Below are 25,978 nucleotides of genomic sequence, written 5' to 3'. Positions count from 1 at the left end.
AAACATACCAATAAACTCCCAGATCAAAAATTTCATAAATTAATTAATCGAGGGTTATTAGGGGTGTATTTGTCAGATGAAAAGGTAAATAGACAAAAGGATGTTCAAAAGCTCTCGAAAAAACTGATGAAATATGCAGGCTCTATTAGTTATTTCTTTTATTGGAACGGGAGAGCATATCGTGGATTGCAAAATGTCATTCCTACCAGTTTTATAAAGGCATTGCTAAATAACCGCGTGAAAGACGAAAAGAATATGATATAAAAAACGATAAGAATGGATTTTCTTATCGTTTTTCAATAGCAATGATGAATGGCGGATTATTTTTTTGATTGATGAATTCATATTTCATAACATGTGCTTGCATTTGATCAAGCTCTTTTACATAATTTATTATTTCATTCCGTTCTAGCGCACCTTCAGGATGTCCGTGGTAGACCACCAATACGATGATCCCCTCTTGTGGCATGATTTCTAATAATTGTTCGATAGCAGAAATCGTTGTATTGCCTCGTGTAACAATGTTTTTGTTTCCACCAGGCAAATACCCAAGATTGAAGATTGCGGCAGTAATAGTTCGATGAAGCTCTATTGGAATGGAAGCTTTTAAGGTTTCATGTCCTTTATTGAAAAGGGTGACTCGATCACTAAGCATATGTTCGTTCATTCGTTTTTGTGTTTTGACAATGGCCTCGTTTTGGATATCAAATCCAAAGACATGTCCAGGATTTCCGACTAATTTTGCTAACACCTCTGTATCATGTCCGTTCCCAACAGTTGCATCCACAACTGTATCGCCAGTTGAAACGGTAGTTTGGAGTAGAGAATGAGCAAAGCTCAATATTCTTTGCAGCTTCATAATATCATCCTCTTCTCAGCGTAAAATTTGCCTTGTCTTTTAGTTCTTCTTTTTAACTCTGCATCAAGTGCATTTTTATCAGCACATTTAACCTGTAACAATTATTTTTCCTCCTATATATGGACAGTTTCATAAAAATATTATCAAAAACGTGGAACCGAAGCCATATACTGTTTACCTTGGATTTCCTACATAGTCATTCCCTTAATGAACAAACTATTAGGTGAAGCATAATGCTTCAACTCACGAATAAGGAGAGGATTCATAAGTGGCCACTAGAAAATCAATAGACGAATGCCTCCAGAGATGTGATAATGCGCTCCAACAAGCACATGACCAGTATTCAGAAGGGATGCGCCAAGAGCATTATCATGATGTAGAATACACGAGCGCCCTTCAACAATTAGAAACATCTTATAATGAAGTATGTCAATTAGCAAATAGTTCAAATTCCCAGCAAAGGGAGATTTTGCATCGCAAGAGGTTGCAGTTGCAACAACTGCAAAATCAAATGATCCTCCTTAACCATGACTAGCCAATATAAAAACATAGACGACGGAGGAAATTATGAGAAAAAGATCTAAGCAAAATAATCCTGAGCAAAAAACACGCAACGGTGTGAATAATCAAGACATGGAATTGGGCAAAGATTATGATCCGGTCAAACAATTAAAGAAAAACAATGCAAAGAATACCCAGCCAATTCGTTCAAAACAGCATATTGAGAATCCGGATTAAATTAGAAAAGCGGAAGCGCCGTAGCTCTAGCGTACGGATGAGTGAAATTTGAAGTGTAATTTCACCGAGTGAAATTTGAAGTACCAATTTCACCTGATGTTGACTTATCGTAGGGAGGAGACGTAGAAATCCGCTAGCCGATAGGCGCTGTAGCTAGACAAGGTGATAAAGGAGTGCATCCCGCACTCCTTTATTTTCTGAAAACATAATTATTATTTTACCTCTTGTTGGTATGGTAGAAAAAGCATAAAATGAGGAATGGTATAGAATATTGAAGGTGGAAAAGGAGCGTTTTTAATGTTTTTAATGCCTAAATCCTTGTGGCTTTTAGTAATTGGGATGATGGTGAATACAACTGGCTCTTCTTTTTTATGGCCATTAAACACTATTTACATCCATGACCATCTTGGAAAATCATTAACTGTTGCTGGGTTTGTGCTAATGTTAAATTCGGCTGCAAGCGTAATTGGTAATTTACTAGGTGGGACGCTTTTTGATAAATTAGGGGGCTATCGAACAGTCCTTTTTGGGATAATTATTACTGTAGTGGCTGCTATTGGACTCACTATATGGCATGATTGGCCAAATTACGTCATATTCCTAACGATTACAGGCTTTGGATCCGGCATAATTTTTCCATGTGTATTTGCAATGGCAGGATCGGTTTGGAAAGAAGGCGGACGAAAGGCGTTTAATGCAATATATGTAGCACAAAATGTGGGGGTAGCTTTAGGTTCATTCTTAGGTGGGATAGTTGCCTCGTTTTCATTTAATTATATCTTCATTTGTAATTTATTTATGTTCATTATTTTCTTACTGATTGCCATTTTTGGCTATAAAAATATGGCTGCCCAGCAAGGTATGCAAACATCCGTAATTCAAGAACATGGAGCAATAAGAAACAAACAAATTATCAAGGCTTTAGTTATTTTATGTTCCGCCTACCTGCTGTGCTGGGTTGGGTATGTTCAATGGCAAGCAACCATTTCAAGCTATACGCAAGAAATTGGAATCACTTTAAGACAATACGGTTATTTATGGGCGATCAACGGTGCTTTAATTGTACTCGGGCAACCTATTATTACACCGCTTATAAAGAAGTTCTGTTCAAGCTTGAAAGGCCAAATTATCATTGGAATTACTATTTTTATTATTTCTTTTGGTGTGGCAAGTGTTGCACATAGTTTAAGCGCTTTTGTTGCAGCAATGGTTATACTTACTTTAGGAGAGATGCTCGTATGGCCAGCAATTCCAACGATTGCAAGTCAACTTTCACCTAAGGGAAGAGAAGGACTTTTTCAAGGGATTGTCAATAGTACTGCAACAGGTGGCCGTATGATTGGACCATTGGCTGGCGGAATTGTCGTCGATTTATACGGAATGACCACTTTATTTATTTCCTTAATGGTATTATTTGTTATCGCTATTGGTTTATCCATTTTCTTTGATAAGCCATTAAAATCTTCCGCTAATCATGAGCATAGCATATCAATGTAAAAAAATATTATGAACGACCTTTTTTAGCACAGTGTGAAAATGTAAGCCGATTAACAAGTTATTTTTCAATAAAAAAAGGCTTGCAACTACGATTAAAATTGGCTAAAATGGTAAATAATTTAATCCATAATGAAACTTTGAGTAGGAATAGTAATGATGTCATCTGCAATAAAAGAGAGTTGGCGGGTGGTGCAAGCCAATCAGATCCATCATGAACTCACCTATTAGTTGCAATTGTGAACAGGATCACTCCTCAGTAATTCTTGCCGTTTTCCGCGTTAAGGATGAATGAAGTGAGTGCATGCACTAATTTGGGTGGTACCGCGGGAGTATAATCAACCTCTCGTCCCTGTTTTGACAGGGATGAGAGGTTTTTTGTTGTTTAAAAAAGGCTGTATTCGAATAGATTTTTGTTTTTCGTAAATAGTTTTAAACCTTTTTTTAGACTTAGTCTCGGGACATTCTTAAAAGAGCTAACCAAACTTAAGTCGAATAAAGAAGGTAATAAAGTTTCTTTTTACAAAACAACAAAATTTAAGAAAAGAGCCTTAATAAAGAGAAGGAGGAAATTTCATGAGTTACCATCACATTGAAATTGAGAAAAAGTGGCAAAAATATTGGAAAGAGCACCATACATTTAAAACAACAGAGGATAAATCAAAAGATAACTATTATGCACTTGATATGTTCCCGTACCCATCCGGAGTAGGGCTACATGTCGGGCATCCAAAAGGATATATCTCCACAGATATTCTTGCTAGATTGAAAAGAATGCAGGGCTACAATGTTCTACATCCAATGGGATGGGATGCATTCGGACTTCCTGCTGAGCAATATGCAATTGATACTGGTAATGATCCAGCAGAATTTACAAAACATAATATTGAAACGTTCAGAAGACAATTAAATTCACTTGGTTTTTCTTTTGATTGGGACCGTGAAGTAAATACAACCGACCCAGATTATTATAAATGGACACAATGGATTTTCTTAAAGCTATACGAAAAAGGTCTTGCATATGTCGATGAGGTACCGGTGAACTGGTGTCCAGAACTAGGCACAGTACTTGCCAATGAAGAAGTCATCGATGGGAAAAGTGAACGTGGGGGGCATCCCGTAGAGCGCCGCCCAATGAGACAATGGATACTTAAGATAACAGCCTACGCAGACAGACTTCTTGAGGATCTGGATGATCTTGACTGGCCAGAAAGCCTTAAAGATATGCAAAGAAATTGGATTGGCAAATCAGAAGGTGCAGAGGTTACCTTTAATATCAATGGTACTGACGAAACGTTCACTGTATTTACAACTCGTCCTGATACACTTTTCGGAGCAACTTATGCAGTTTTGGCACCAGAGCATCCGCATGTGGACAAAATTACATCAGATGAGCAACGTAATGCTGTTAATGCATACCTTGATCAAATTAAATCCAAAAGTGATCTTGAGCGTACAGATCTTGCTAAAGACAAAACAGGGGTATTCACTGGGGCTTATGCAATTAATCCTGTTAATGATGAAAAAATGCCAATCTGGATTGCTGATTATGTACTAATGAGCTATGGTACAGGCGCAATAATGGCAGTCCCTGCACATGATGAACGTGATTACGAATTTGCTAAGAAATTTGGATTAGCAATAAAAGAAGTTGTCGCTGGCGGGAATGTGGCAGAAGAAGCATATACAGGTGACGGTGAACATGTGAATTCCGATTTTCTAGATGGCCTAAATAAAGAAGATGGAATTAAGCAAATGATCGCATGGCTAGATGAAAAAGGGATAGGTGAAAAGAAGATAACTTATCGCCTACGTGATTGGCTATTTAGCCGTCAACGTTATTGGGGAGAACCAATTCCTATTATCCATTGGGAAGACGGAACGATGACTGCAGTTCCAGTAGAGGAATTACCACTTACACTTCCAAAAACAACAGATATTAAACCATCAGGAACAGGTGAATCACCACTTGCTAATATTGAGGAATGGGTAAATGTTGTCGATCCAGTTACAGGCAAAAAAGGCCGTCGTGAAACAAATACAATGCCGCAATGGGCAGGTAGCTGTTGGTACTTTATCCGTTATATCGATCCACATAATGATCAGGTACTTGCTGACCCAGAAAAGCTAAAAGCTTGGATTCCAGTTGATATGTATATTGGTGGGGCAGAGCATGCGGTTCTACATTTGCTATATGCTCGTTTCTGGCATAAATTTTTGTATGATATTGGCGTTGTTCCGACAAAAGAGCCTTTCCAAAGATTGCTTAACCAAGGGATGATTCTTGGTGAAAACAATGAAAAAATGAGTAAATCAAAAGGAAATGTTGTTAATCCTGATCAAATCGTCTCAAGCCATGGTTCGGATACTCTTCGTCTCTATGAAATGTTCATGGGACCACTTACAGCATCCATTGCCTGGACAACAAATGGTCTTGATGGAGCAAGAAGATTCCTTGACCGTGTATGGCGCTTGCTAGTGGATGATAACGGCGAGCTTTCAAGCAAAGTTCAAGACGGAAACAAGAATGTTCTTGAAAAGGCATATCATCAAACAGTGAAAAAGGTATCGGAGGATTATGAAAATCTTGGCTATAATACAGCGGTTTCTCAGCTAATGGTTTTCATCAATGAAGCTTATAAAGCGGATGTTCTTCCTAAAGAATATATGGAAGGCTTTGTGAAAATGCTAGCACCAATTGCTCCACATATTTGTGAAGAGCTATGGGAAAAGTTTGGGCACGAAGGATCTATTTCTTATGAAGCTTGGCCAACTTATGATGAAACAAAACTTGTCGACAATGAAGTTGAAATTGTCATCCAAGTAAATGGAAAAGTTCGCACGAAAATGACCGTTTCCCGTGATTCTTCTGCTAAGGAACTGGAAGAGATTGCACTTAACGAGGATACAGTAAAAGGCTTTATTGAAGGGAAAACCGTACGTAAAATCATCGCTGTACCAGGTAAACTTGTGAATATTGTTGCGAATTAAATGGTGGAAGGGGTCGTTTAAAGCCCCTTCCTTTGTTTTGCTATTAAACAATTTGATATAATCATGAAGATAAATGATAGGAAGGAATGAATGGATTGGAAATTAAACAAATAAAACCAGAAGAAGTAGAACAGAAATTAAAAGCTGATGAAACATTAAATTTGATTGATGTTCGCGAAGATGATGAAGTTGCAGAAGGCATGATTCCTGAAGCAGTACATATACGAATGGGAGATATCCCGGATTCACTTGATCAATTAGATAAGAATGAAGAGTACATCATTATTTGTCGTTCTGGTGGTAGAAGTGAAAAAGTATGTTATTTTCTCCAAGACCAAGGATACAATGTCATCAATATGACAGGCGGTATGCTTCAATGGACAGGGGAAACAAAGTCGAAATAATAATTTCCTCCAAATCCTAGTTTGTAACTTCAAACAACGGTAGTTTGCGAGTATGCTTCTGAATCGGACAGTGGTTCCGTTATTTGTGACAAAATGGGTGTTTCCTCGATTTATCCGGACACACGTTCCGTTATCATGGCTAAAAACAGCTATTTCGAAGGGAATTTCGTAAAATAGCGGAATGTGTGTCCTCTAATATGATGAAATGGCGGTTTTTCATTGAAATAACGGATCCTGTGTCCTCAAAAAAGAAGAAATATTTAATACTTCGAATAAATTCCTTCCCATTAAAAAAACTATAAATACAGAACCATAGCAATAAGAAAGGAATAAAAAATGATTAAAAAAAGGTTACTGGTTTTTAGTTTTCTATTCATAATGGGAATGAATTTTTTTACACCTGCAGAAGCAGCAATTCAAATGGAAAACACTTCATTTAAAATAATGACAAGGGATGAATTTAAGGATTGGTTATTTAAGCAATCCATCTCCAGAAAGGTGGGGAAAATCCAGATCCACCATACATGGAAGCCATCATATGAGCATTTTAATGGATCGAATCATTTGAGAATGCTAAAAGGTATGGAGAATTATCATATTAATCAGATGGGCTGGAATCATATCAGTCAGCATTTAACCATCTTTCCGGACGGTAAAGTTGCCCTGGGGAGACCATTTAACCTACCACCGGAAGGTACGTTTGGATTAAATAATAAAACTGTTATGAGAGCTATAGAAGCTGATTCGATAGCGATTGAAAATATCGGCAATTTCGATAAAGGTCATGATCAAATGACAAGGGAACAAAAAGAATCAATTGTAACTATAACTGCCCTGCTATGTATTAAGTATGGTTTATCTCCTTCCGTTGACACCATCACATACCATCATTGGTGGGATATCAAATCAGGTGAAAGAGTCTTAGATAATAGCAAGGGACATGCAGTTAAAACTTGCCCGGGAACAGGTTTTTTCGGTGGTAATAGTACAACTAGTGCTAAAAATAATTTGTACCCGCCCATTACACAAAAAATGAAAGAAATCTTGGCAACAATGCAGTAAAACCTCATGAGGGATGTGTGAAGTAATCTTCATACATCTTTTTTAATTTATTGAAATGTTTTAAAAACTGAACATTCTGTCTATGATAGAAGTAAAAAAAGGGAGATGGTAAATTATGATACAAGTAAAGGTATTTGATTATGAACACGAAAAGGATTTAGAAAAAGATGTAAATCAATTTTTAAAAACCCTCGATGATAAAAAACTGCTAGATATTAAGTATCATGTGGCAATAATGCCTGAAGACGAAGAGGAACAAATTTATTGTTTTAGTGCCATGATCTTATATAAAAAATAATTCATTTGGCCATTTGTTGTATATGCTGTTCTTATCGGACAGGTTTGTTGGGGCAAAAAGCAAGATAGAATTCCGAAAATCAGATTGAGGAGGGAAAAGGTAATCAAAAGGCAGGTCAGGTTCCCGAAAATCAGAGCGAGGAAGGAAAACGGTAATCAATAAGTGGGATAGGTTCCCGAAACCCAGATTGAGGAAGAAAACGGTAATCAATAAGTGGGATAGGTTCCCGAAACCCAGATTGAGGAAGAAAACGGTAATCAAAAGTCGAGTTAGGTTCCTGAAATCCCGAGCGAGGAAGGAAAACGGTAATCAAAAAGCGGGTTATGTTCCCGAAATCCAGAGCGAGAAAGCAAAACGGTAATCAAAAGACAGCCTCACCTAAATCAAAGGGTTATTCCTGTCGGCTTTTTGGAAAATAAAGGACTACGTGTCTGCAAAAAATGAAAAAACAAAGCATGGATTTTGCTTTATTAGATCCATGCGTTTTTTAAATATATTATTCATGAGGGTCTATAGAATATATAGCAGCATTTGATCCTGCTAATCTTCCTGTTACTAAAGCAGATGTGATATTATACCCACCTGTATATCCGTAAATATCGAGCACTTCTCCGCAAAAATATAACCCTGGCATTAATCTGGAGGCCATTGTTTTCGGTTCGATTTCCTTTACGGAAACACCGCCGCCCGTTACAAAGGCTTTTTCTAACGGTAGTGTTCCATTTACTTGAAAGGAAAAACACTTGCAAGCATTAGCAAATGCACGTATTCTTTCCGAGGAAATAGCGGAAGCTTGAGTATTTTCATCTATTTCGCACTTCTGTAGTAAATATAATAAATATCTTTCCGGAAGCAATCCCTTTAAACAGTTTTTAACTGCCTTTTTAGGTTCCTCTTTTAATAATCTTACAATATATTGAAAAAGTTGCTCTTCATTTTGATCAGGAATTGCATCGATACTCATTGTAACATGTGTTAATTTCCATTTTTTCATTGCTTTTACGACAAATTGACTGCATCGTAAAACAGCTGGGCCCGAAATGCCAAAATGAGTGAAAATCATATCCATTTTATGTGTAATGAGGGGTTTCCCTTTTGGATTTAGCACACTAACAGCAGCATCTCGAAGCGATAACCCCTGCAATGTTTTTTCTTTTATAAAAGGTTCATCAGACGTTACTGGAACTTCCGTAGGAAAGAGCTCTGCGATTGTATGACCGGCTTTCTCAGCCCAAGGGAATCCGTCACCGGTTGATCCTGTTTGTGGAACCGATTTTCCACCAACCGCTACCACAACTGATTTACAATGAATGATTTCTCCATTTTTAAGCTCAATGCCAGAAACTTGATTGTTATCATAGTTGAGATTTTTTACTGGTGTATTTATTTTAATCGCTACATTTAACTCAGCAAGTCTTTTTAAAAGGGCATCAACAACAGATTGTGCCTTATTTGATACGGGAAACATTCTTCCATGGTCTTCTTCTTTTAGCTTAATCCCAAGTTTTTCGAAAAATTGAATAATATCTTCATTATTGAAAATAGAAAATGCACTATATAAAAAGCGACCATTTCCCGGGATATGTTTTACGATTTCATCAATTGGTAATCGGTTCGTGACATTACAACGGCCACCACCAGATATGGCTAGCTTTCGGCCAAGCTTGTCCCCTTTGTCAACTAATAATACATTTGCTCCGTTTTCTCCTGCAGCAATGGCTGCCATTAATCCGGATGGTCCACCGCCAATAACTATTACATCAAACTTCATCATTTCAACACCTTTTTATATACTCGTTTCATTTTAGAATGATTATATATTTAAATCAAGATTGTTATAAATCATGATACTAAAAAAAAGATTTTTCGAATAAATTGTCAATTACCGTAGTAAGTTGTACACTACTAATTAGTGAAATGAAAAATGTCATAGATGTTTAAAGTAGGGATTATATGTCTTCAAAACTTATGCGTGGTACGTTTATTTTAACGTTAGGGACGTTTATTTCAAAATTTATCGGCTTATTTTATGTAATTCCATTCCATGCTATTATTGGCGGATCAGAGCCAGAAGCTCTTTATCAATTCGGATATGTCCCTTACACATTATTTATTAGTATAGCAACAGCAGGTGTTCCGCTTGCTGTATCAAAATATATAGCAAAATATAATGCTCTAGAGGAATATGCGGTAGGTAGGAAGTTGTTTAAATCAGGTATCCTATTGATGCTTGCAACAGGGATCGTATGTTTTTTAATTATGTATATTTTCGCACCGACCTTTGCAGAACTGAGTATGTCAGGGGTACAATCAAAAAAATATACTATTGATAATGTAACAACGATTATACGGGCTGTTAGCTTTGCACTTATTATTATACCTGTCATGAGTTTAATTCGCGGTTATTTTCAAGGTCATCAGTCAATGGGACCATCGGCTGTCTCCCAAGTTATTGAGCAAATTGTAAGGATATTATTTCTTTTACTTGGAGCTTATTTTGTCCTTCATATCTTTAATGGAAGCATGGTTACAGCTATTAGTGTTGCTACTTTTGCGGCTTTTGTTGGGGGGATTGCAAGCTTACTTATATTATTTTGGTATTGGAAAAAAAGGAAACATCATTTTGATGAATTGCTTGAACATGATAAAGGTACCTTAAATGTATCGTTATCAGAAATGTATAAAGAGATCTTTATATATGCACTGCCGTTCGTATTTGTTGGTATAGCTAATTCACTTTTTCAATATGTTGATCAGTTAACTTTTACAAGAGGAATGGCTGCGATTAATAAGGGGAAAGAAGCCCTGGAGGCAATCGGTATTCTCAATTTTGATTCCCATAAACTGGTGATTATTCCTGTTTCACTCGCAACATCTTTCTCGCTTACACTCGTACCGCTTATTACCGAATCATTTGCTAGAGGAAATCGTCAGTCTATGATTCGTCAGGTGGACCAAACCTTTCAAATTATGTTGTTTTTAACTGTACCAGCAGCACTTGGACTTTCAATGCTGGCAAACCCTATTTTTACCGTGTTTTATCAACATAGTAAATTAGGAGCTGATGTGTTAGGGCATTATGCACCTGTTGCTATTCTTTTTGCCTTATATTCTGTTACAGCGGCTATTTTGCAAGGGATTAATGAACAAAGATTTACGATATTAAGTCTGTTAACTGGTTTGTTAGTGAAATTAACCTTTAATATCCCATTTATTAAACTATTTGAGACAGATGGTGCCGTATATGCGACTGCTTTAGGCTATTCCGTTTCTATTATTATTAATTTGATTGTTATTAAAGTATTTGCCGATTATCCATTTAAGACAGTTGCGCGAAGGAGTGTATTAATCATTATGATTAATGCAATAATGGTAGTAGGTGTATTCGTTTTTTACAAGCTAACCACTCTATTTCTATCTCCAGCATCAAAATGGCAATCTTTATTAATTGTGATGATATGTGGAGGTATTGGCGCAGTCATTTATGGGTATTTAGGATTAAGATCTGGTCTTGCTGATAAACTATTTGGTCAAAGACTGCAAAGTATAAAGAGAAGACTTCATATAGGGTAGTTGTCAAAAATAAGTTATCTAAGAAAGAAATCGGCAAGCACGCCGATTTCTTTTCCTATCCACTACTCCAAGAAAACGCTGTGGCGTTTTTCTGGTTTAGGAAATAATATAATTTCACACTGAGGATAACATTTTGAAAAATTGTCTACGTCTAGCGCAAGCAGCCATCGGTTAGCAGATGTGCAAGGCGCTTGTGCATTTGTTTTAATGATGTCCCATTTGTCCCCAATATTGCATTTGCCTCTCGACTTGAGTGATTCGACGATTCATTCGTTCCATTTGTTTTTCAAGTCTGTCCACCCGCCTTTCTAGTTGGCTTTGGCCGCCTCCCGAAAAGGATGGACCTGTAGATGGCATTTGCCCGCTAGGATACTGCATGGACGGCGGATAATTACCATATTGTTGACTAGGTTGTTGCATAGTCATTTGGGGAAACATTTGTTGTCTGTAATCCATTTCTGGTTCACCTCGTCAGATTGATGATAAGCAGTCAGATATTAGTTGTATGAGCTGGAAAGTTTGATTCTAAATAATATTAGCTCTATATATGACTTATATTAAAAGCCACAACTAAAACTTCTTGCCATTCCCTAATAGCCTATGTATGCAAACGATTTAAGTATAGGTAAGAGCCCAAATACTAATAAATATTCTAAAGTTGAAAAGAAGTAGGTGTATGGAATGAGACTCGATAAATTACTTGCAAATGTCGGATATGGCAGTAGAAAAGAGATGAAAAAAGTATTAAAAGATGGTGTAGTAACGGTTAATCAAGCCGTAATTAAGGATGGAAAGACTCATGTAAATCCTTCCCAAGATGTCATTACCATCCACGGAGAACAAGTAATCTATAAAGAATTCATTTATTTAATGATGAATAAACCCCAAGGTGTCATCTCCGCAACGGAGGACTACCATGATAAGACGGTGATTGATTTATTAGATTTCGAGGATTCTGTTCTAAACCCTTTTCCAGTAGGGAGGCTCGATAAGGACACAGAAGGATTATTAGTCATTACAAATGATGGTCTGTTAGCACATAAGCTTTTATCCCCAAAAAAACACGTCCCAAAAACTTACTTTGCAGTTATTGATGGGGCTGTAACGGAAACAGATATTGAATCTTTTAAAAATGGAGTTACATTAGATGATGGATATCATACAAAGCCTGGTGTCCTAAAAATCCTGAAATCTGGCATTCGCTCTGATATTGAATTAACCATTACAGAGGGGAAATTTCATCAAGTAAAAAGAATGTTTGAATCTGTAGGGAAAAAAGTAGTTTATTTAAAGCGAATTTCAATGGGGCCATTGCAACTCGACGAACAATTGCCATTAGGGGAATATCGTGAATTAACTGATGGGGAAGTTGAGCTATTAAAAAATGTGATGATAACGGAGGGAGAATAAAGAGAGGAAATAAAAAGAGCTGTTCAAAACAGCTCTTTTTCATATGTTTATCGAGTTATTCAAATATTAAATAATTAATCTTATAAAGGCTAATCTTGTCCAGCTACAACGCATAGCGGTTAACGGATTTCTCCGTCTCCTCTCCACGGGGGTAAGTGCTTCATCTAAAATTACATTTCACTAGCTTGTGAACTACCGAGCACTGTTTTCTAAATCTTCCTTCGAAGACTATGGAAGGTGAAATTTGAAGTGCAGTTTCACTCGTTGAAATTACACTTCAAATTTCACTCATCCGTACACCGATGGGCTAGGCGCTTCCGCTTTTCTATTTTTATGATGTCATTTTTACTCTTTTCTCAGTTGTTGTCCAAGTTCCGCGGTGTGGACTTCTAATTAAGTCATTATAAGCAAGTACATTCAAATCCCTTTGAATTGTACGTGGTGTTATGCCGAACTCATCTACAAGTTCTTGTGTTGTTACTGTACCATTCTCTTTTATGAACACATAGATTGATTTGATTCGGGTTAACATCCTGTTTGTTGAAGGTTTCAAAAAACCACTCCCTCATCCTTTTTCCAAAAAGCTAAGACTACGGACGGCTAATTAGTTTGAAAATCTCTCCAAGCTTTGCTAGACTTTTTTGCCAGACAACTCCTTCTTTCTCGACAAATTTTCCAATTAAAATGTCAGACAATTACATTTTACACCTTTGTTTCTTAAATTTCCAGTCCATCATGTAAATTAACCAAATATTTAGGTAAATCATCTTAATTTAATGATATGTACGTATTTTTTAATTAGTATTTATATGGTAAGAAAACTTAATTATCGTAAAAATTTATCCTTAATGTTTTATTGATGAATAAAAAGGAGTAAAATATTCTGGAATAATCAAGTATTTTAGGAATTATTAAAAGGAGTCAATATAATGTCAATTAAATGGATGGACGAAGTATTAAAAAGAAAAGAAGCACTTATTAAAGATCTACAAGGGCTATTACAAATTAAAAGTGTTTTAGATGAAGAAAATGCAACAGAAGACGCACCTTTAGGAGTTGGGATAAAAGAAGCACTAAATTATTTATTAGCTTTAGGTGAGAAGGATGGCTTTACTGCCAAAAATGTCGGAAACTTGGCTGGTCATCTTGAAATGGGAGACGGAGAGGAATTAGTTGGTATCCTTTGTCATGTAGATGTTGTCCCTGAAGGTGATGGTTGGTCCGTTGATCCATATGGTGGTGTAGTAAAGGACGACAAAATTTATGCACGTGGATCTAGTGATGATAAGGGTCCAACAATAGCTGCTTACTATGCAATGAAAATTGTAAAAGAATTAGGTCTGCCTATGGATAAAAGAGTTCGAATGATAATTGGTACAGATGAAGAAAGTGAATGGCGATGTGTAGAACATTACTTTAAGCATGAAGAAATGCCGGATATGGGTTTTGCACCTGATGCGGATTTTCCAATTATTTATGCGGAAAAGGGAATTGCTGATTATGATATTGTTCAACAAGTATCTGAACTTGGTTATGATGAGGAAAATGCACCTAACCAATTAATCTCTTTCCACTCTGGGAGAAGATATAATATGGTCCCTGATTTTGCAAAAGCAACACTTTTAGTGAAAAATGAACACACAGAAATTCTCCAAAAATATAATGATTATTTACAGCAGTTAAATCTGAAAGGAAAGTATTACGTAGAATCTGGAGAGCTCGTATTAGAATTAGAAGGACTATCAGCACACGGAATGGAGCCGAAGAATGGAAAAAACGCTGGTCTATTATTGACTGCATTTTTAGCAGATGTATCTCTAGACAAACAAGGTGCTCAATATATTCATTTTGCTACCAATTATTTATATGAAAAATCACGTGGTGAAGGCTTCGATATTCAATACAATGATGATATTACTGGCGACCTTACTATTAATGTTGGGAAAATGGATTATGACCAGAAAAACGGAGGAAGATTCGGACTAAATATGAGATACCCCGTTACTTTTGATATGATTCAAGGAAAGAGCAGTATTGAAAAAGTTAAAGAAAAAGGTTTTGCTATTGAGAATTTTTCAGATTCCAAACCGCATCATGTTGATGAAAATGATGAATTAATTCAAACCTTAAAGAAAGTATATGAAGAACAAACTGGTGAAAAAGCGGAATTACTTTCCATCGGTGGTGGTACATATGCCCGTTCATTAAAATCAGGTGTTGCATTTGGAGCACTATTCCCGGGCAGACCAGATGTAATGCATCAAAAGGATGAATATATGTTTGTGGAAGATTTATTAAAAGCAACGGCTATTTATGCGCAAGCAATATATGAGCTTGCAGGTAAAACGGCTAATTAAGAGCTGAAAGGAGAGAGAAATCCATGGGGAAAGTTATTTTTAATGGAGAAATCGTAGAAAGAGAAAATGTAGTAGTAGATATTGAGGACCGCGGCTATCAATTTGGAGATGGTATATACGAAGTGATTCGTGTTTATAATGGAAAACTTTTTACGAAAAATGAACATATACAGCGCTTATATGAGAGTGCTGAAAAAATAGGGCTGAAAATTTCTGATGATAAAGATGATTTTTGTGTGAAACTTGAAGAACTCGTAAAAGTTAATCAGTTGCAGACAGGTATTATTTATTTGCAAGTAACAAGAGGTGTATCCGCACGTCAGCATGGTTTCCCAACCCTGGATGTCACCCCTACCTTTGTAGCATATACAAAGCTGATGGAACGGCCAGTTGATCTCATGCAAGCAGGCGTAAATGGATTTCTTGTTGAGGATATTCGCTGGTTAAGATGTGATATCAAAAGTTTAAATTTATTAGGAAATATTTTAGCGAAACAAAAAGCAGCAGAAGCAGATTGCTTTGAGGCGATTCAGCACCGTGGTACGACCATTACAGAAGGTTCCTCTTCCAATGTTTTTATAGTGAAAGATGGCATCTTAAAAACACATCCAGCTACAAATTTAATTTTGAATGGTATTTCAAGACAAGTTATTCGAAAAATCTGCACCGATAATGAAATTATTGTTAAGGAAGAGGAATTTTCGGTGAATGATATTTTTTCTGCCGATGAGGTATTTATTTCAAGCACAACATCTGAAATTATGCCAATTGTAAGAGTGGACGGAAAAGAAATTGGCAATGGAAAACCAGGAGAAATGACAAAGTTGCTGCAGAGATATTTTGTAGAAGAGATCCAAAAAGCTTAGTTAAGTCTATTTTCACTAAGATTGTTGTTTTTCGTAATAATTTGCAATCCTGAATAAATACTGGCATAGTGGCATCTTTTCGTAAATTTTCTAATAAAATCATCATTTGAATACAGTAGAATAGCATGTATTGTATCTGATTAATATAAAGTTTACGAAAAGAGCCTTAGTTAATGCCAAAGGGAGGTACAAAAAATTGGAAGAACATCATTATTTCTATGCTTTACTTTTGCCACAATCTATAAAACAATATCTATATGAGAAATGTGAACATATGAAAGGAGAACTCCCTTTTAAAAGTTGGGTTCACCAAGAGGATTATCATATAACATTAGCTTTTTTAGGTAACGCAAATGAAGAACAACTGGAAAAAGCAGATGGGAATATAAAAGATGCTTTGAGTAATGCTGAAGGGTTTGATTTAACTCTAAATCAACTAGGAGTATTTGGGCTGGAAGATTCACCGAGAATTTTTTGGGCTAATACAAAAGAATCGGAAGCATTAATAGAAATAAGAAAATTAGTTTATGATTCATGTGAAAAGGTAGGGTTCCAATTGGATCCAAGACCATTTAAACCCCATATAACATTAGCAAGAAATTGGCTTGGAGAAAATCCGTTTCAATTGGAATCGCTGAAACATATTATCAATGAAGATGAAAAGTTTATAGCTAATCAAATCGTATTATATGAGACTCATTTAAATAAAACACCTAAATATGTCATAAAGAATATACATACGCTGCATTCAAATACCGATTGATAAAGGAGGGATTTGATTGGCACAATTAATTAAGCTGCAAGACTATGTTTCTCGATATGAGCAGGATGCGTATCGCTATCCATCGCAATATATTCGGTTGAAAACACAGCAGTGGGAAAAATTAAAAGAAGCTTGGGAATCCAATTCACTTATTGTTGAACCACAGGAATGGGATGAAATCGAAGAGGAGAAATCCAGTCTTATTAACAAGGTGACAAAAATATTTAAAAAGGAAAAAACAGATACAGCAGAAGATTTGCAAAGTAATCAAGATAAATCAATCCAATTCGCTCCTATATTATCATTTCGACCTGATACAGAGGAGGAACTAAAGCAATTATTCTTAAACCAACTATATGACTTTCAATTAAAATGGGCTAGCTCTACTATTTATGAAAAATCAAATGTCCAAACCAAATATTTATATGATGATAAGTTACAAACCTTTTTGCAGCGCTTTCCAGATACTTTTTTGCTTCTGTATGAGCCTATATTTTTATTAAAAAAGGCACCTATTGAGATGGAGATTATTTTTATTACCCCAATGGAGGTATGGTGTCTTACCTTTCTTGAAGAAGAAAAAGATGCTGTATTCATAGGCTCTAATGATCGATTTTGGTTGAAAAGATCAAACAAACATGAAAAAAAAATATTAAATCCAATGATTTCATTGAATAGAATGTCCAATATTGTACGCCAGATTTTTTCTCATTACAATGTAGATATTCCAGTTAAGAAAGCGATTATTAGTAGAAATGGGTTTATTGATTTTATGGAAAAGCCATATGGTCTCTCAATATTAGAAAAAAGAGAATACCCAAAATGGTTCGAAATGATGAGAAATACGCGAGCACCATTAAAACATATGCAATTAAAAGCGGCAAAAACACTTTTAGATTATTGTCAGACTGCTAGTTTCAAAAGAATGGAATGGGAAGAAGATAGTTTGAGCCCTTTTGAAGAAGAAAATTATGAATGAAAATGCTGAAAAATACAGGAAATGATAAAAATCACCTTGACGAAAAAAGTCAAAAAGCGATAAAATTTATTAAAAGATGGCTATTGTTATCTACTCTTGTTCCAATAGCTGTCTTTTTTTATTTGTATATACCCGCCGCTTGGGAAAAAACTCATGTAGGTTTTTAGTTAATTATAGTATAATATAGATTTTAGATACGTCGTATGCACGAAACATGCACATGAAACTGAAGGTGAATGAAGTTGGAACACTTACTTGGTCAAGGCTGGGAAATACTCCCGGCAGGGGGGGCAACAGGAGAAGCATTCTTTGCCAAACATCAGGAACAGAAGTTATTTTTAAAAAGAAATTCGTCTCCTTTTTTAGCCGTTCTCTCAGCTGAAGGAATTGTTCCTAAGCTAGTTTGGACAAAAAGGATGGAAAATGGAGATGTTATAACGGCGCAGCAATGGTTAAATGGCAGAGAGTTAAAGCCTGAGGAAATGAGCCAAGATCGTGTTGCCAAACTATTGAAGAAAATCCATGATTCTTCTCCATTAGTTTCCATGCTCGAGCGATTGGGAAAAGCTTCATTCGAACCGGAAAAAATGCTTTTAGAATTAGAAACAAGTATTGATAACGATTTATTACAGTTATCTATTGTTAGATCCGCTATTACCTTTCTTAAAGATGATTTAAACAACATAAAAAACGAAGAATATGTCGTTTGTCACAGTGATATAAATCACAATAATTGGTTGCTTTCAGAAGATGATCAATTATATTTAATAGATTGGGACGGCTCCGTAATAGCCGACCCGGCATTAGATATTGGAATGCTCTTATATTTATATATTCCACGCGAAAACTGGACAAATTGGCTTAAGCAATATGGTTTAAATTTATCAGAACATCTTTTACTTAGAATGAAATGGTATGTGGTTAGGCAGACACTAATTTCTATTCAATGGCATAAGGAAAAACACCGTTATCATGAAATGAATTATTGGATTCAATTTTTACACGAGATAAAAGACTAGGAATAAGAATTCATATCGTCGACCCAATGTGAGATATTACCTTGATGGGACAAGATATGGTCATCTAAGTGGTGGGTATTAATCCCATCTTGACTGTAAGCATAAACTTGCTCTAATACTGGCCTTATATTATCATCTATACTTGGATTTACCAAAAGGGATTTCACTAATCTTCCTAATTGTTCACATTCCGATACAGACCCACAGCAATCGGTCTGATGATTGTTTAATATATCTTTTAACAGTGTCATTTGGTTATGATGGTTAAGCGGCATTTTTAAGCACAATCCTTTCATTAATGTTTTTGGAATAGATGAATGAAGTGAAACTGGCAAGCAGCCAGTTTCTTTATTGTTAAACGTACAATGTCAAATTTAACCCTGTGGATATTTTTTCAACAAATTGTCTACGTCTAGCGGATTTGAACTTGTGATAATAAATAGTTTATCGTAATCTTATTAACTTTATTCAGGCGAAAAAGCCTGTTACAACTTAAGAAAAAACGAGGTGTGAAATTTGCGTTTAAGACATAAACCGTGGGCAAAGGATAAGCTACTACAAAATCCAGATTATGTAGTTCAGAATCCTGAGGCTTTTAAAAATAAATGGAATGAAAAGTTTCAAAACAACAATCCTGTTCATATTGAGGTTGGCACTGGCAAAGGTCAATTTATATACGGAATGGCAAAAGCAAATCCTGAAATTAACTATATTGGCATCGAAATGCAGGACAGTGTAATTGTTTCCGCATTAGATAGAATAATCGAAGAACCACTGCAGAATTTAAAATTAATGAATATAGACGGTACAAATCTACGTGATTTTTTTGCAAAAGGTGATGTGGAAAGAGTTTATTTGAATTTCTCTGATCCATGGCCAAAAAGCCGTCATGAAAAACGGAGATTATCGTATAAAACCTTTTTAAAATTATATGAGGATATTTTGGTTGACAGTGGCGAAATTCATTTCAAAACAGACAATCAAGGCTTGTTTGAATACTCCCTAAGAAGCTTTTCTGAATATGGTCTATTATTAAAGTATGTTAGCTTGGATTTACACAATAGTGATTTTGAAAATAATATTATGACAGAATATGAGGAAAAGTTTTCTGCACGTGGCCAGAGAATTTACCGCAGTGAAGTACAATATCAAAACAAATAAACTAATGTAATATACCTTCTAGCCAAATGATTATGGTAGAGGGTATTTTTTTTTAGTGGTAAAATTAAAAAGACATTAGGGAGGGAATGAAGAAATGCAAACGCTAACAATAGGAGATATTACATTAACTTGGCTTAATGGCGGTATCACACATTTAGATGGAGGGGCAATGTTTGGGGTTGTTCCGAAGGCATTATGGTCCAAAAAGTATCCTGTCAGTGAGACAAATCAAATCCCCTTAATAACAGATCCTATATTTCTGCAGGCTGGGGGTAAAAATATATTAATAGAGTCTGGGATAGGAAAAGGCAAATTGTCAGAAAAACAGAAGCGGAATTTTGGTGTTACTGAAGAATCTAAACTGGAAGATTCTTTAAAAAAAATGGGGATTACACCAGAAGATATCGATGTTATATGTATGACCCATTTGCATTTCGATCATGCATGTGGGTTAACAAAACCGAGCAATGATGGATTTGTTTCTACTTTTCCGAATGCTGTTATTTATACTTCTCAGGTAGAATGGGATGAAATGCGAAACCCTAATATCCGTTCCAAAAGTACTTATTGGAAGGAAAATTGGGAAGCAATAGAATCTCAGATTGTGACCTATGAAAAAGAAGTGTTAATCGAAGATACCATTCATATGATTCATACAGGGGGTCATAGCGATGGGCATTCCATAATTCTTATCGAGAGTATGGGGGAGAAAGCAATACATATGGCAGATATCATGCCAACTCATGCACATCAAAATCCGTTATGGGTTCTTGCTTATGATGATTATCCGATGACTTCTATTTTCGCTAAAGAAAAATGGATTACAGAAGCAATTCAAGATGGCGCTTGGTTTATTTTTTATCACGATGCTATTTATCGAGCTCTAAAGTGGGGTAAGGAAGGTAATTTAATCGAGGCTATACATTGTGAACGGTAGAAAAGAATAAGGGATTTTAACTAGAAGTAGACAATTTTTATAAAAGGTTATTCGAAGTGTAAAATTTTATAAATCCCAATGCATAGAAAATAGGTGTCCCATCAATTGAATGGAACACCTATTTATGTATTTTTTATGAAATAGGATAAACATCTAAAACACTGCCTGTAAAAGCATCTGCAATAAATTCATACTGCTTCCTTATTCCATTTTGATTACAAGTGATACCACCTCGGTATACCTTTGTTTTTATAGCAAATTTAGCATATTCTTCTTTTGTCATTTGAATCCATGAACCATCAACGGGTCCTTCCTCTTTGAATGCCTTTTTCACATTTGCCAATACGGTTTCACTGGATAGATAGGTGTTCTTTTTTACTGCTTCATTCAATAAATAACCACTAATAACTCCAACTGTAACGCCGCAAATAAAGGATTTCCAGGTCATGTATTAAAACCTCCTGATTCAGGTATCCTGTCATGCCCATAAGCTAGGACTAATTTAGGATTTAAAACAATTTAGGAAAAGCTACAACTTATCCGAAAACAGCTTCATGTAATTATAACATGATATTCATTTTCGTAACATTTTAAAAATAAAATGATTTTTCTTGTAATATGCAGCCCATTTTTTTACTATAAAGTAAGCGAGGGGAGAATACACGATGAAAAAATGGAATGAGTTTGCTTTATATATCATGGCGGTTGCACTATTATCCATTAAAACGATACTTGTTTATTTTTTGGGATTCGATTTAAGTGGAAAGTCTTTTATTGAAATAATATTGCTGTTAATAAATCCGATTGGCTCTATTGCCTTTTTATTAGGTATAAGCTTCTTTTTTTCGAATAAAAAAAGACTTATTTTTATGCTAGTAATGTATACGATATTAACGGGTATCCTTTTTGGAAATTTACTTTATTATCGATTTTATATTGATTATGTGACAGTGCCTGTGCTTTTTCAATTTCAAAATGTTGGTGGATTAAGTCAAAGTACGGTTGAATTGCTTAGGTGGACAGATCCACTTCTTGTTATCGACATAATATTCCTTATTTGGTTTGCTATTAAATTTATTGATAAATCAAATTTGATGACGAAGAAACAACATCGCGCTTCCTTAGCGATAAGTATTATGATGATTTTATCAGTATTGGTAGGAGGAGAAATCGAAAATCCTAACATTTATAAAAAAACATATGATAGGGAGTTGCTTGTCAAAACAATTGGAACCTTTAACTACCATGTTTTCGATATACTTTTTAATTCAAAAATGTTGGTACAATCCGCATTTGCGGAAAGTAATGATATTCATAAAGTGGAAAGCTACTTGAAAAAAGGAAATAATGTTACATTAACTAATTCTGATTATCATGGCCAGGCTAAGGGGAAGAATCTTATATTAATTTCATTAGAATCTACCCAACAATTTGTGATTAATCGGAAAGTAAATGGGCAAGAAATTACGCCATTTCTAAATAAATTAGTAAAAGATAGCTATTATTTCCCGAATTTTTATCATCAAACTGCCCAAGGGAAGACATCTGACGCAGAATTTATGATTGACAATGGTCTTTATCCTTTATCAGGAGGGTCGGTGTTTGTAAGAAGACCACATAATGACTATTATGCACTTCCGAAAATATTAAAGGAGCAAGGCTACTATAGTGCTGCCTTCCACAGTAATGATGAAACGTTTTGGAATAGAGGTAATATGTATAAAACATTGGGTTATGATCGCTTTTTTTCCAAAAAGGATTATCAAGTAACTGAGGAAAATTCAGTAAATTATGGTTTGAAAGATATCCCATTTTTTGAGCAATCTATCCCAAATTTAAAAAAGCTACCACAGCCGTTTTATGCAAAATTCATAACCTTAACGAACCATTTCCCTTTCTTGCTAAATGATGAAGCGGATAAGTATTTGAACATTGACGAGGATAATGCTGATTTGGTTCATCGTTACTTTGCTACCGTAAGATATGAGGACGAGGCAATAAAAAAATTTTTTGATATGCTAAAAAAAGAAGGTTTATATGATAATTCCATTATTGTATTATATGGGGATCATTATGGGATATCGAAAAGCTACGATAAGGAGCTTGAGGCAGTCCTAGGAAAGGAAATTTCACCTACGGATCAACTAAATCTACAGAAAGTTCCATTTATTATTCATGTACCAGGAGAAAAGGGAGAACAAATTAATACATTGGGTGGCGAAATTGATATTAGGCAAACGATTCTAGATATATTGGGGGTAAAACCAAATAAAGAAGTCGTTGATTTTGGAAGAAGTTTATTTTCATCCAATAAGAAAAATTTAGTTGTTTTTCGTGATGGAAGCTTTGTAACAAACAAATATGCCTATTTAGATAATGGGTGCTACAATAAGTCGACAGGTGATAAGGTCAAAAGAAATCTTTGTACTCCCAATTTAGATAAAGTACAAAATGACTTAATGTATTCAGATAATGTGATTTTTGGAGATTTATTACGTTTTTTAGATAGTGATGGAATTATTATTAAAAACCCTCCATTACAAAAATAACTTAAGTAGTCTTATGTGAATTGACGTTTGCCCTTTTGTATTACTTTTTACATTCTTAATAAGATAAGACTCTCCTTCAGAGATCATAACTCATAAAAAGGTTATCTGTACTAATTATGACACCTAAGAAAAATAATGTGTCCAAACAGATAACTGGAAAGCAGTAAGAAAGTTCTGTAAAATGAAGGGGTACATAATTAGTTTGAAATGAGGTTGGAACAATTGGAAAAAGAGACGCTGGATTTATTTAAAACATTGACTGAATTACCAGGAGCACCAGGTAATGAGCATCAAGTTAGAAAATTTATGCGTGAACAGCTTTCAAAATATGCAGAAGAAGTAGTACAAGATGGTTTAGGCGGCATATTTGGAATCAAACGTGGGAACGAGAGTGGTCCTACTGTTATGGTAGCAGGACATATGGATGAAGTTGGCTTTATGGTTACGTCTATTACAGACAATGGAATGATCCGTTTTCAAACACTTGGTGGTTGGTGGAGCCAAGTATTGCTTGCTCAACGTGTCCATATTATCACGGATAACGGTCCTGTTGTTGGTGTTGTTGGTTCCATCCCACCACATTTATTAGATGACAGCCAACGAAATAAACCAATGGATATCAAACATATGCTCATAGATATCGGTGCAGATGATCGTGAAGATGCTAAACGAATAGGAATCAAGCCTGGTCAGCAAATTGTTCCGATTTGTCCTTTTACTGTCATGGCAAACGAAAAGAAAATATTAGCAAAAGCTTGGGATAATCGTTACGGATGCGGACTATCCATCGAATTATTAAAGGAACTCCAAGGGGAATCCATCCCAAACATCCTTTATTCAGGAGCAAATGTTCAAGAAGAAGTTGGCCTTCGAGGTGCACAAGCTGCAGCAAATATGATTAAACCTGATATCTTCTTTGCGCTCGATGCGAGCCCGGCAAATGACATGTCTGGAGATAAAAATGAGTTCGGCCAACTTGGAAAAGGATCATTATTGCGTATTTTTGACCGCTCAATGGTGACACATAAAGGTATACGTGAATTTGTTCTTGATACTGCAGAAAGTAACAACATCCCTTACCAATATTTTGTATCCCAAGGCGGTACAGATGCAGGACGAGTTCATACATCAAATGATGGAGTACCTAGTGCAGTTGTCGGAATTTGTTCTCGTTATATTCATACACATGCATCCATTATTCATGTCGATGATTATGCTGCCGCAAAAGCTTTGCTCGTAAAGCTAGTAAAATCATGTGATCAAGCTACAGTTGATACAATTCGTTCAAAATAGTTTAAAGAGATGAGGGGCATAGAGCTCCTCTCTTTTGTTATCATGTTATTTTTCATCCAGTACTTACCAACAGAGTAATAAGGAGAGATCATCATGTTTGTTGCAATTGGATCCAATAATCCAGCTAAAATAAATGCGGTAAAACTTGCCTTTAAACAAATGAATATGGATGTGAAAGTTCAAGCAATGGATGTTCCTTCAGGAGTTAGCCCCCAACCTTTTTCCGATGAGGAAACAATTAAAGGAGCAGTTCAGCGTGCGGTAACTTGCTTAAAAAGCCCCAATATCGATATAGCTATAGGGCTGGAAGGTGGAGTAATTGAAACAGAATCAGGGTTATTCGTATGTAATTGGGGAGCGTTAGTACAAAAAGGAACAGCACCTCTTATTGCAGGAGGTGCTAGAATTCTGCTTCCAGATGAAATAGCATCACGTTTACGCACTGGTGAAGAGCTTGGGCCAGTTATGGACGAATATGCAAATAAAAAAAATGTCCGCAAAAAAGAAGGGGCAATCGGAATATTTACGAATGGATTAGTTACACGAGAAGAAATGTTCGTTCACATAATGAAATTATTGATTGGACAATATCAATATAGAACCTCAATAGAAGCTTGAAATCTTCTGTCTTGTCAAGTTTTGTCTTATAAAGTTAAAATAGTGATAAATACTCATGTAGTTTAGGGGGAACATACTATTTTACGAAAATTAACCTTGGGAATACTTTTGGTTTTTGTAATAGGCTTAATCTCTGGATGCAGCACCTCTATAAAAGAACAACAAAAGGAATCGATTAAAAATGTAAATGAAGTCTTTACAAACAAACCGAAAGAAGCCAAAAAAACAACAAAACATTTAAAGCTATATCTTCCATTTGGAATGAAGATTCAAAAAGAATCTCCAAATAATGTGATTTTGAAAAGCGGAAATCAAAATTACCTTTTATTTTATAATCAAAAAGAGGACGAAAAAAGCCAAGAAGTATATAAAATATCCAAACCTAATAAAGGTCTTCTTATTGATAAATCTTTCACTTCAAAGGGAAGATTCGGATATCTTTTTATTTCAAAGGTGAAGAAAAATCTTTATGAAGTAACCGTTGGACTTGGTGGCATAAAAATGACTACAGAAACAGGAATGAATAATATAGCTAGTGATGCGGAAAAAATGATGAAAATTGTTTCTTCTTTAAAATATAGAAAGTAACAGTCAAGGAGGAATAGAC

Annotated in this window: 28 protein-coding genes and 1 other annotated feature; of the genes, 22 read left to right on the top strand and 6 right to left on the bottom strand. The window is 35.5% G+C overall.

Going from position 1 to position 25,978, the window contains the following annotated elements:
* On the top strand, positions 1–264 hold a 264-nt coding region (locus tag AC3WJF_RS06665; protein ID WP_492450533.1), incomplete at its 5' end, for a DUF2600 family protein.
* A gap of 22 nt (positions 265–286) precedes the next feature.
* Here the strand turns inward: AC3WJF_RS06665 and mnmM are convergent.
* Positions 287–859 (bottom strand): tRNA 5-(aminomethyl)-2-thiouridylate-methyltransferase MnmM, encoded by a 573-nt coding sequence (mnmM, locus tag AC3WJF_RS06660; RefSeq protein WP_492450531.1) that lies wholly within the window; start codon positions 857–859, stop codon positions 287–289.
* A gap of 268 nt (positions 860–1,127) precedes the next feature.
* Here mnmM and AC3WJF_RS06655 point away from each other — a divergent pair, with 268 nt between their 5' ends.
* From AC3WJF_RS06655 to AC3WJF_RS06625, 7 genes are all read left to right on the top strand, one after another.
* Entirely contained in the window at positions 1,128–1,394 is a 267-nt protein-coding gene (locus tag AC3WJF_RS06655; protein ID WP_492450529.1) for a DUF2524 family protein, read from the top strand.
* A gap of 32 nt (positions 1,395–1,426) precedes the next feature.
* Positions 1,427–1,597, top strand: coding sequence for a glycogen biosynthesis protein GlgD (locus AC3WJF_RS06650; protein WP_492450527.1), 171 nt, complete (start codon positions 1,427–1,429; stop codon positions 1,595–1,597).
* A 306-nt stretch (positions 1,598–1,903) separates the two neighbouring features.
* A complete protein-coding gene (locus tag AC3WJF_RS06645; protein WP_492450541.1) occupies positions 1,904–3,094 on the top strand; it encodes an MDR family MFS transporter in 1,191 nt (396 codons plus the stop codon).
* Between the two features lie 128 nt (positions 3,095–3,222).
* Positions 3,223–3,448: a binding site (T-box leader), on the top strand.
* A 219-nt stretch (positions 3,449–3,667) separates the two neighbouring features.
* Positions 3,668–6,082, top strand: coding sequence for a leucine--tRNA ligase (leuS, locus tag AC3WJF_RS06640; RefSeq protein WP_492450525.1), 2,415 nt, complete (start codon positions 3,668–3,670; stop codon positions 6,080–6,082).
* 86 nt (positions 6,083–6,168) lie between these two features.
* Positions 6,169–6,486: a rhodanese-like domain-containing protein gene (locus AC3WJF_RS06635; protein ID WP_492450523.1), complete on the top strand. Its 318-nt coding sequence runs from the start codon at positions 6,169–6,171 to the stop codon at positions 6,484–6,486.
* 336 nt (positions 6,487–6,822) lie between these two features.
* Positions 6,823–7,548 carry a peptidoglycan recognition protein family protein gene (locus AC3WJF_RS06630; RefSeq protein ID WP_492450521.1) on the top strand — a complete coding sequence of 242 codons (726 nt, stop codon included), beginning with the start codon at positions 6,823–6,825 and terminating at the stop codon, positions 7,546–7,548.
* 115 nt (positions 7,549–7,663) lie between these two features.
* Positions 7,664–7,846: a sporulation protein Cse60 gene (locus tag AC3WJF_RS06625; RefSeq protein WP_492450519.1), complete on the top strand. Its 183-nt coding sequence runs from the start codon at positions 7,664–7,666 to the stop codon at positions 7,844–7,846.
* Positions 7,847–8,342: 496 nt separating this feature from the next.
* Here the strand turns inward: AC3WJF_RS06625 and AC3WJF_RS06620 are convergent, their stop codons facing one another.
* On the bottom strand, positions 8,343–9,617 hold the full coding sequence (locus AC3WJF_RS06620) for a BaiN/RdsA family NAD(P)/FAD-dependent oxidoreductase (RefSeq protein WP_492450539.1): 1,275 nt from the start codon (positions 9,615–9,617) through the stop codon (positions 8,343–8,345).
* 182 nt (positions 9,618–9,799) lie between these two features.
* Between AC3WJF_RS06620 and AC3WJF_RS06615 the strand changes: the two genes are divergently transcribed.
* Positions 9,800–11,419, top strand: coding sequence for a putative polysaccharide biosynthesis protein (locus AC3WJF_RS06615; protein WP_492450517.1), 1,620 nt, complete (start codon positions 9,800–9,802; stop codon positions 11,417–11,419).
* A 204-nt stretch (positions 11,420–11,623) separates the two neighbouring features.
* Here the strand turns inward: AC3WJF_RS06615 and AC3WJF_RS06610 are convergent, their stop codons facing one another.
* The gene (locus tag AC3WJF_RS06610; RefSeq protein WP_492450515.1) at positions 11,624–11,875 is read right to left on the bottom strand and encodes a hypothetical protein; all 252 of its coding nucleotides are present in this window, start codon (positions 11,873–11,875) and stop codon (positions 11,624–11,626) included.
* Between the two features lie 225 nt (positions 11,876–12,100).
* Between AC3WJF_RS06610 and AC3WJF_RS06605 the strand changes: the two genes are divergently transcribed.
* On the top strand, positions 12,101–12,829 hold the full coding sequence (locus AC3WJF_RS06605; RefSeq protein ID WP_492450513.1) for a pseudouridine synthase: 729 nt from the start codon (positions 12,101–12,103) through the stop codon (positions 12,827–12,829).
* A 331-nt stretch (positions 12,830–13,160) separates the two neighbouring features.
* Here the strand turns inward: AC3WJF_RS06605 and AC3WJF_RS06600 are convergent, their stop codons facing one another.
* Complete coding sequence (locus AC3WJF_RS06600) at positions 13,161–13,382, bottom strand: DeoR family transcriptional regulator (protein WP_492450511.1); 222 nt, start codon at positions 13,380–13,382, stop codon at positions 13,161–13,163.
* 373 nt (positions 13,383–13,755) lie between these two features.
* On the opposite strand from AC3WJF_RS06600, the gene pepV reads away from it, so the two are divergent.
* The 6 genes from pepV (at position 13,756) to AC3WJF_RS06570 (ending at position 18,813) form a co-directional block, all read left to right on the top strand.
* Entirely contained in the window at positions 13,756–15,186 is a 1,431-nt protein-coding gene (gene pepV, locus AC3WJF_RS06595) for a dipeptidase PepV (RefSeq protein ID WP_492450537.1), read from the top strand.
* Between the two features lie 23 nt (positions 15,187–15,209).
* Positions 15,210–16,052: a D-amino-acid transaminase gene (gene dat, locus AC3WJF_RS06590; RefSeq protein ID WP_492450509.1), complete on the top strand. Its 843-nt coding sequence runs from the start codon at positions 15,210–15,212 to the stop codon at positions 16,050–16,052.
* Positions 16,053–16,248: 196 nt separating this feature from the next.
* Positions 16,249–16,815: an RNA 2',3'-cyclic phosphodiesterase gene (thpR, locus tag AC3WJF_RS06585; RefSeq protein WP_492450507.1), complete on the top strand. Its 567-nt coding sequence runs from the start codon at positions 16,249–16,251 to the stop codon at positions 16,813–16,815.
* A 16-nt stretch (positions 16,816–16,831) separates the two neighbouring features.
* The gene (locus tag AC3WJF_RS06580) at positions 16,832–17,794 is read left to right on the top strand and encodes an NERD domain-containing protein (protein WP_492450505.1); all 963 of its coding nucleotides are present in this window, start codon (positions 16,832–16,834) and stop codon (positions 17,792–17,794) included.
* Positions 17,791–17,961: a hypothetical protein gene (locus AC3WJF_RS06575; RefSeq protein WP_492450503.1), complete on the top strand. Its 171-nt coding sequence runs from the start codon at positions 17,791–17,793 to the stop codon at positions 17,959–17,961. Before AC3WJF_RS06580 ends, AC3WJF_RS06575 begins: the two co-directional genes overlap by 4 nt.
* 75 nt (positions 17,962–18,036) lie before the next feature.
* A complete protein-coding gene (locus AC3WJF_RS06570) occupies positions 18,037–18,813 on the top strand; it encodes a phosphotransferase family protein (RefSeq protein WP_492450501.1) in 777 nt (258 codons plus the stop codon).
* On the opposite strand, the gene AC3WJF_RS06565 is transcribed toward AC3WJF_RS06570, so the two are convergent.
* The gene (locus tag AC3WJF_RS06565; RefSeq protein ID WP_492450499.1) at positions 18,810–19,088 is read right to left on the bottom strand and encodes a YtzH-like family protein; all 279 of its coding nucleotides are present in this window, start codon (positions 19,086–19,088) and stop codon (positions 18,810–18,812) included. The two genes, AC3WJF_RS06570 and AC3WJF_RS06565, sit on opposite strands and share 4 nt — an antisense overlap.
* Before the next feature lie 241 nt (positions 19,089–19,329).
* Here AC3WJF_RS06565 and trmB point away from each other — a divergent pair, with 241 nt between their 5' ends.
* Both trmB and AC3WJF_RS06555 read left to right on the top strand, forming a co-directional pair.
* The gene (gene trmB / locus AC3WJF_RS06560; protein ID WP_492450497.1) at positions 19,330–19,974 is read left to right on the top strand and encodes a tRNA (guanosine(46)-N7)-methyltransferase TrmB; all 645 of its coding nucleotides are present in this window, start codon (positions 19,330–19,332) and stop codon (positions 19,972–19,974) included.
* A 94-nt stretch (positions 19,975–20,068) separates the two neighbouring features.
* A complete protein-coding gene (locus tag AC3WJF_RS06555; protein WP_492450495.1) occupies positions 20,069–20,911 on the top strand; it encodes a YtnP family quorum-quenching lactonase in 843 nt (280 codons plus the stop codon).
* A gap of 133 nt (positions 20,912–21,044) precedes the next feature.
* On the opposite strand, the gene AC3WJF_RS06550 is transcribed toward AC3WJF_RS06555, so the two are convergent.
* Complete coding sequence (locus tag AC3WJF_RS06550) at positions 21,045–21,359, bottom strand: PepSY domain-containing protein (RefSeq protein WP_492450493.1); 315 nt, start codon at positions 21,357–21,359, stop codon at positions 21,045–21,047.
* Between the two features lie 217 nt (positions 21,360–21,576).
* On the opposite strand from AC3WJF_RS06550, the gene AC3WJF_RS06545 reads away from it, so the two are divergent.
* The 4 genes from AC3WJF_RS06545 to AC3WJF_RS06530 all read left to right on the top strand — a co-directional run bounded on the left by AC3WJF_RS06545 (position 21,577) and on the right by AC3WJF_RS06530 (position 25,959).
* A complete protein-coding gene (locus AC3WJF_RS06545; protein WP_492450491.1) occupies positions 21,577–23,460 on the top strand; it encodes an LTA synthase family protein in 1,884 nt (627 codons plus the stop codon).
* 222 nt (positions 23,461–23,682) lie between these two features.
* Positions 23,683–24,753, top strand: a complete 1,071-nt coding sequence (locus tag AC3WJF_RS06540; RefSeq protein WP_492450489.1) for a M42 family metallopeptidase — start codon at positions 23,683–23,685, stop codon at positions 24,751–24,753.
* 93 nt (positions 24,754–24,846) lie between these two features.
* Complete coding sequence (locus tag AC3WJF_RS06535; RefSeq protein ID WP_492450487.1) at positions 24,847–25,371, top strand: DUF84 family protein; 525 nt, start codon at positions 24,847–24,849, stop codon at positions 25,369–25,371.
* 108 nt (positions 25,372–25,479) lie between these two features.
* Positions 25,480–25,959 carry a hypothetical protein gene (locus AC3WJF_RS06530; RefSeq protein WP_492450485.1) on the top strand — a complete coding sequence of 160 codons (480 nt, stop codon included), beginning with the start codon at positions 25,480–25,482 and terminating at the stop codon, positions 25,957–25,959.
* The last annotated feature ends 19 nt before the right edge of the window (positions 25,960–25,978 follow it).

Source organism: Heyndrickxia sp. FW510-T9, from assembly GCF_058781025.1.
Note: the sequence above shows the minus strand (reverse complement) of the source record. Positions and strands in the feature narration are given on the sequence as shown.

Excerpts from the sequence above, each read along its gene's own strand:
- AC3WJF_RS06565 (WP_492450499.1), bottom strand. The coding sequence starts at position 19,088 with ATGCCGCTTAACCATCATAACCAAATGACACTGTTAAAAGATATATTA.
- AC3WJF_RS06620 (WP_492450539.1), bottom strand. The coding sequence starts at position 9,617 with ATGAAGTTTGATGTAATAGTTATTGGCGGTGGACCATCCGGATTAATG.
- AC3WJF_RS06630 (WP_492450521.1), top strand. The coding sequence starts at position 6,823 with ATGATTAAAAAAAGGTTACTGGTTTTTAGTTTTCTATTCATAATGGGA.
- AC3WJF_RS06615 (WP_492450517.1), top strand. The coding sequence starts at position 9,800 with ATGTCTTCAAAACTTATGCGTGGTACGTTTATTTTAACGTTAGGGACG.
- leuS (WP_492450525.1), top strand. The coding sequence starts at position 3,668 with ATGAGTTACCATCACATTGAAATTGAGAAAAAGTGGCAAAAATATTGG.
- AC3WJF_RS06650 (WP_492450527.1), top strand. The coding sequence starts at position 1,427 with ATGAGAAAAAGATCTAAGCAAAATAATCCTGAGCAAAAAACACGCAAC.
- AC3WJF_RS06550 (WP_492450493.1), bottom strand. The coding sequence starts at position 21,359 with ATGACCTGGAAATCCTTTATTTGCGGCGTTACAGTTGGAGTTATTAGT.
- AC3WJF_RS06545 (WP_492450491.1), top strand. The coding sequence starts at position 21,577 with ATGAAAAAATGGAATGAGTTTGCTTTATATATCATGGCGGTTGCACTA.
- AC3WJF_RS06575 (WP_492450503.1), top strand. The coding sequence starts at position 17,791 with ATGAAAATGCTGAAAAATACAGGAAATGATAAAAATCACCTTGACGAA.
- AC3WJF_RS06605 (WP_492450513.1), top strand. The coding sequence starts at position 12,101 with ATGAGACTCGATAAATTACTTGCAAATGTCGGATATGGCAGTAGAAAA.
- AC3WJF_RS06555 (WP_492450495.1), top strand. The coding sequence starts at position 20,069 with ATGCAAACGCTAACAATAGGAGATATTACATTAACTTGGCTTAATGGC.
- mnmM (WP_492450531.1), bottom strand. The coding sequence starts at position 859 with ATGAAGCTGCAAAGAATATTGAGCTTTGCTCATTCTCTACTCCAAACT.
- AC3WJF_RS06625 (WP_492450519.1), top strand. The coding sequence starts at position 7,664 with ATGATACAAGTAAAGGTATTTGATTATGAACACGAAAAGGATTTAGAA.
- AC3WJF_RS06610 (WP_492450515.1), bottom strand. The coding sequence starts at position 11,875 with ATGGATTACAGACAACAAATGTTTCCCCAAATGACTATGCAACAACCT.
- AC3WJF_RS06535 (WP_492450487.1), top strand. The coding sequence starts at position 24,847 with ATGTTTGTTGCAATTGGATCCAATAATCCAGCTAAAATAAATGCGGTA.
- AC3WJF_RS06635 (WP_492450523.1), top strand. The coding sequence starts at position 6,169 with ATGAATGGATTGGAAATTAAACAAATAAAACCAGAAGAAGTAGAACAG.
- AC3WJF_RS06645 (WP_492450541.1), top strand. The coding sequence starts at position 1,904 with ATGCCTAAATCCTTGTGGCTTTTAGTAATTGGGATGATGGTGAATACA.
- dat (WP_492450509.1), top strand. The coding sequence starts at position 15,210 with ATGGGGAAAGTTATTTTTAATGGAGAAATCGTAGAAAGAGAAAATGTA.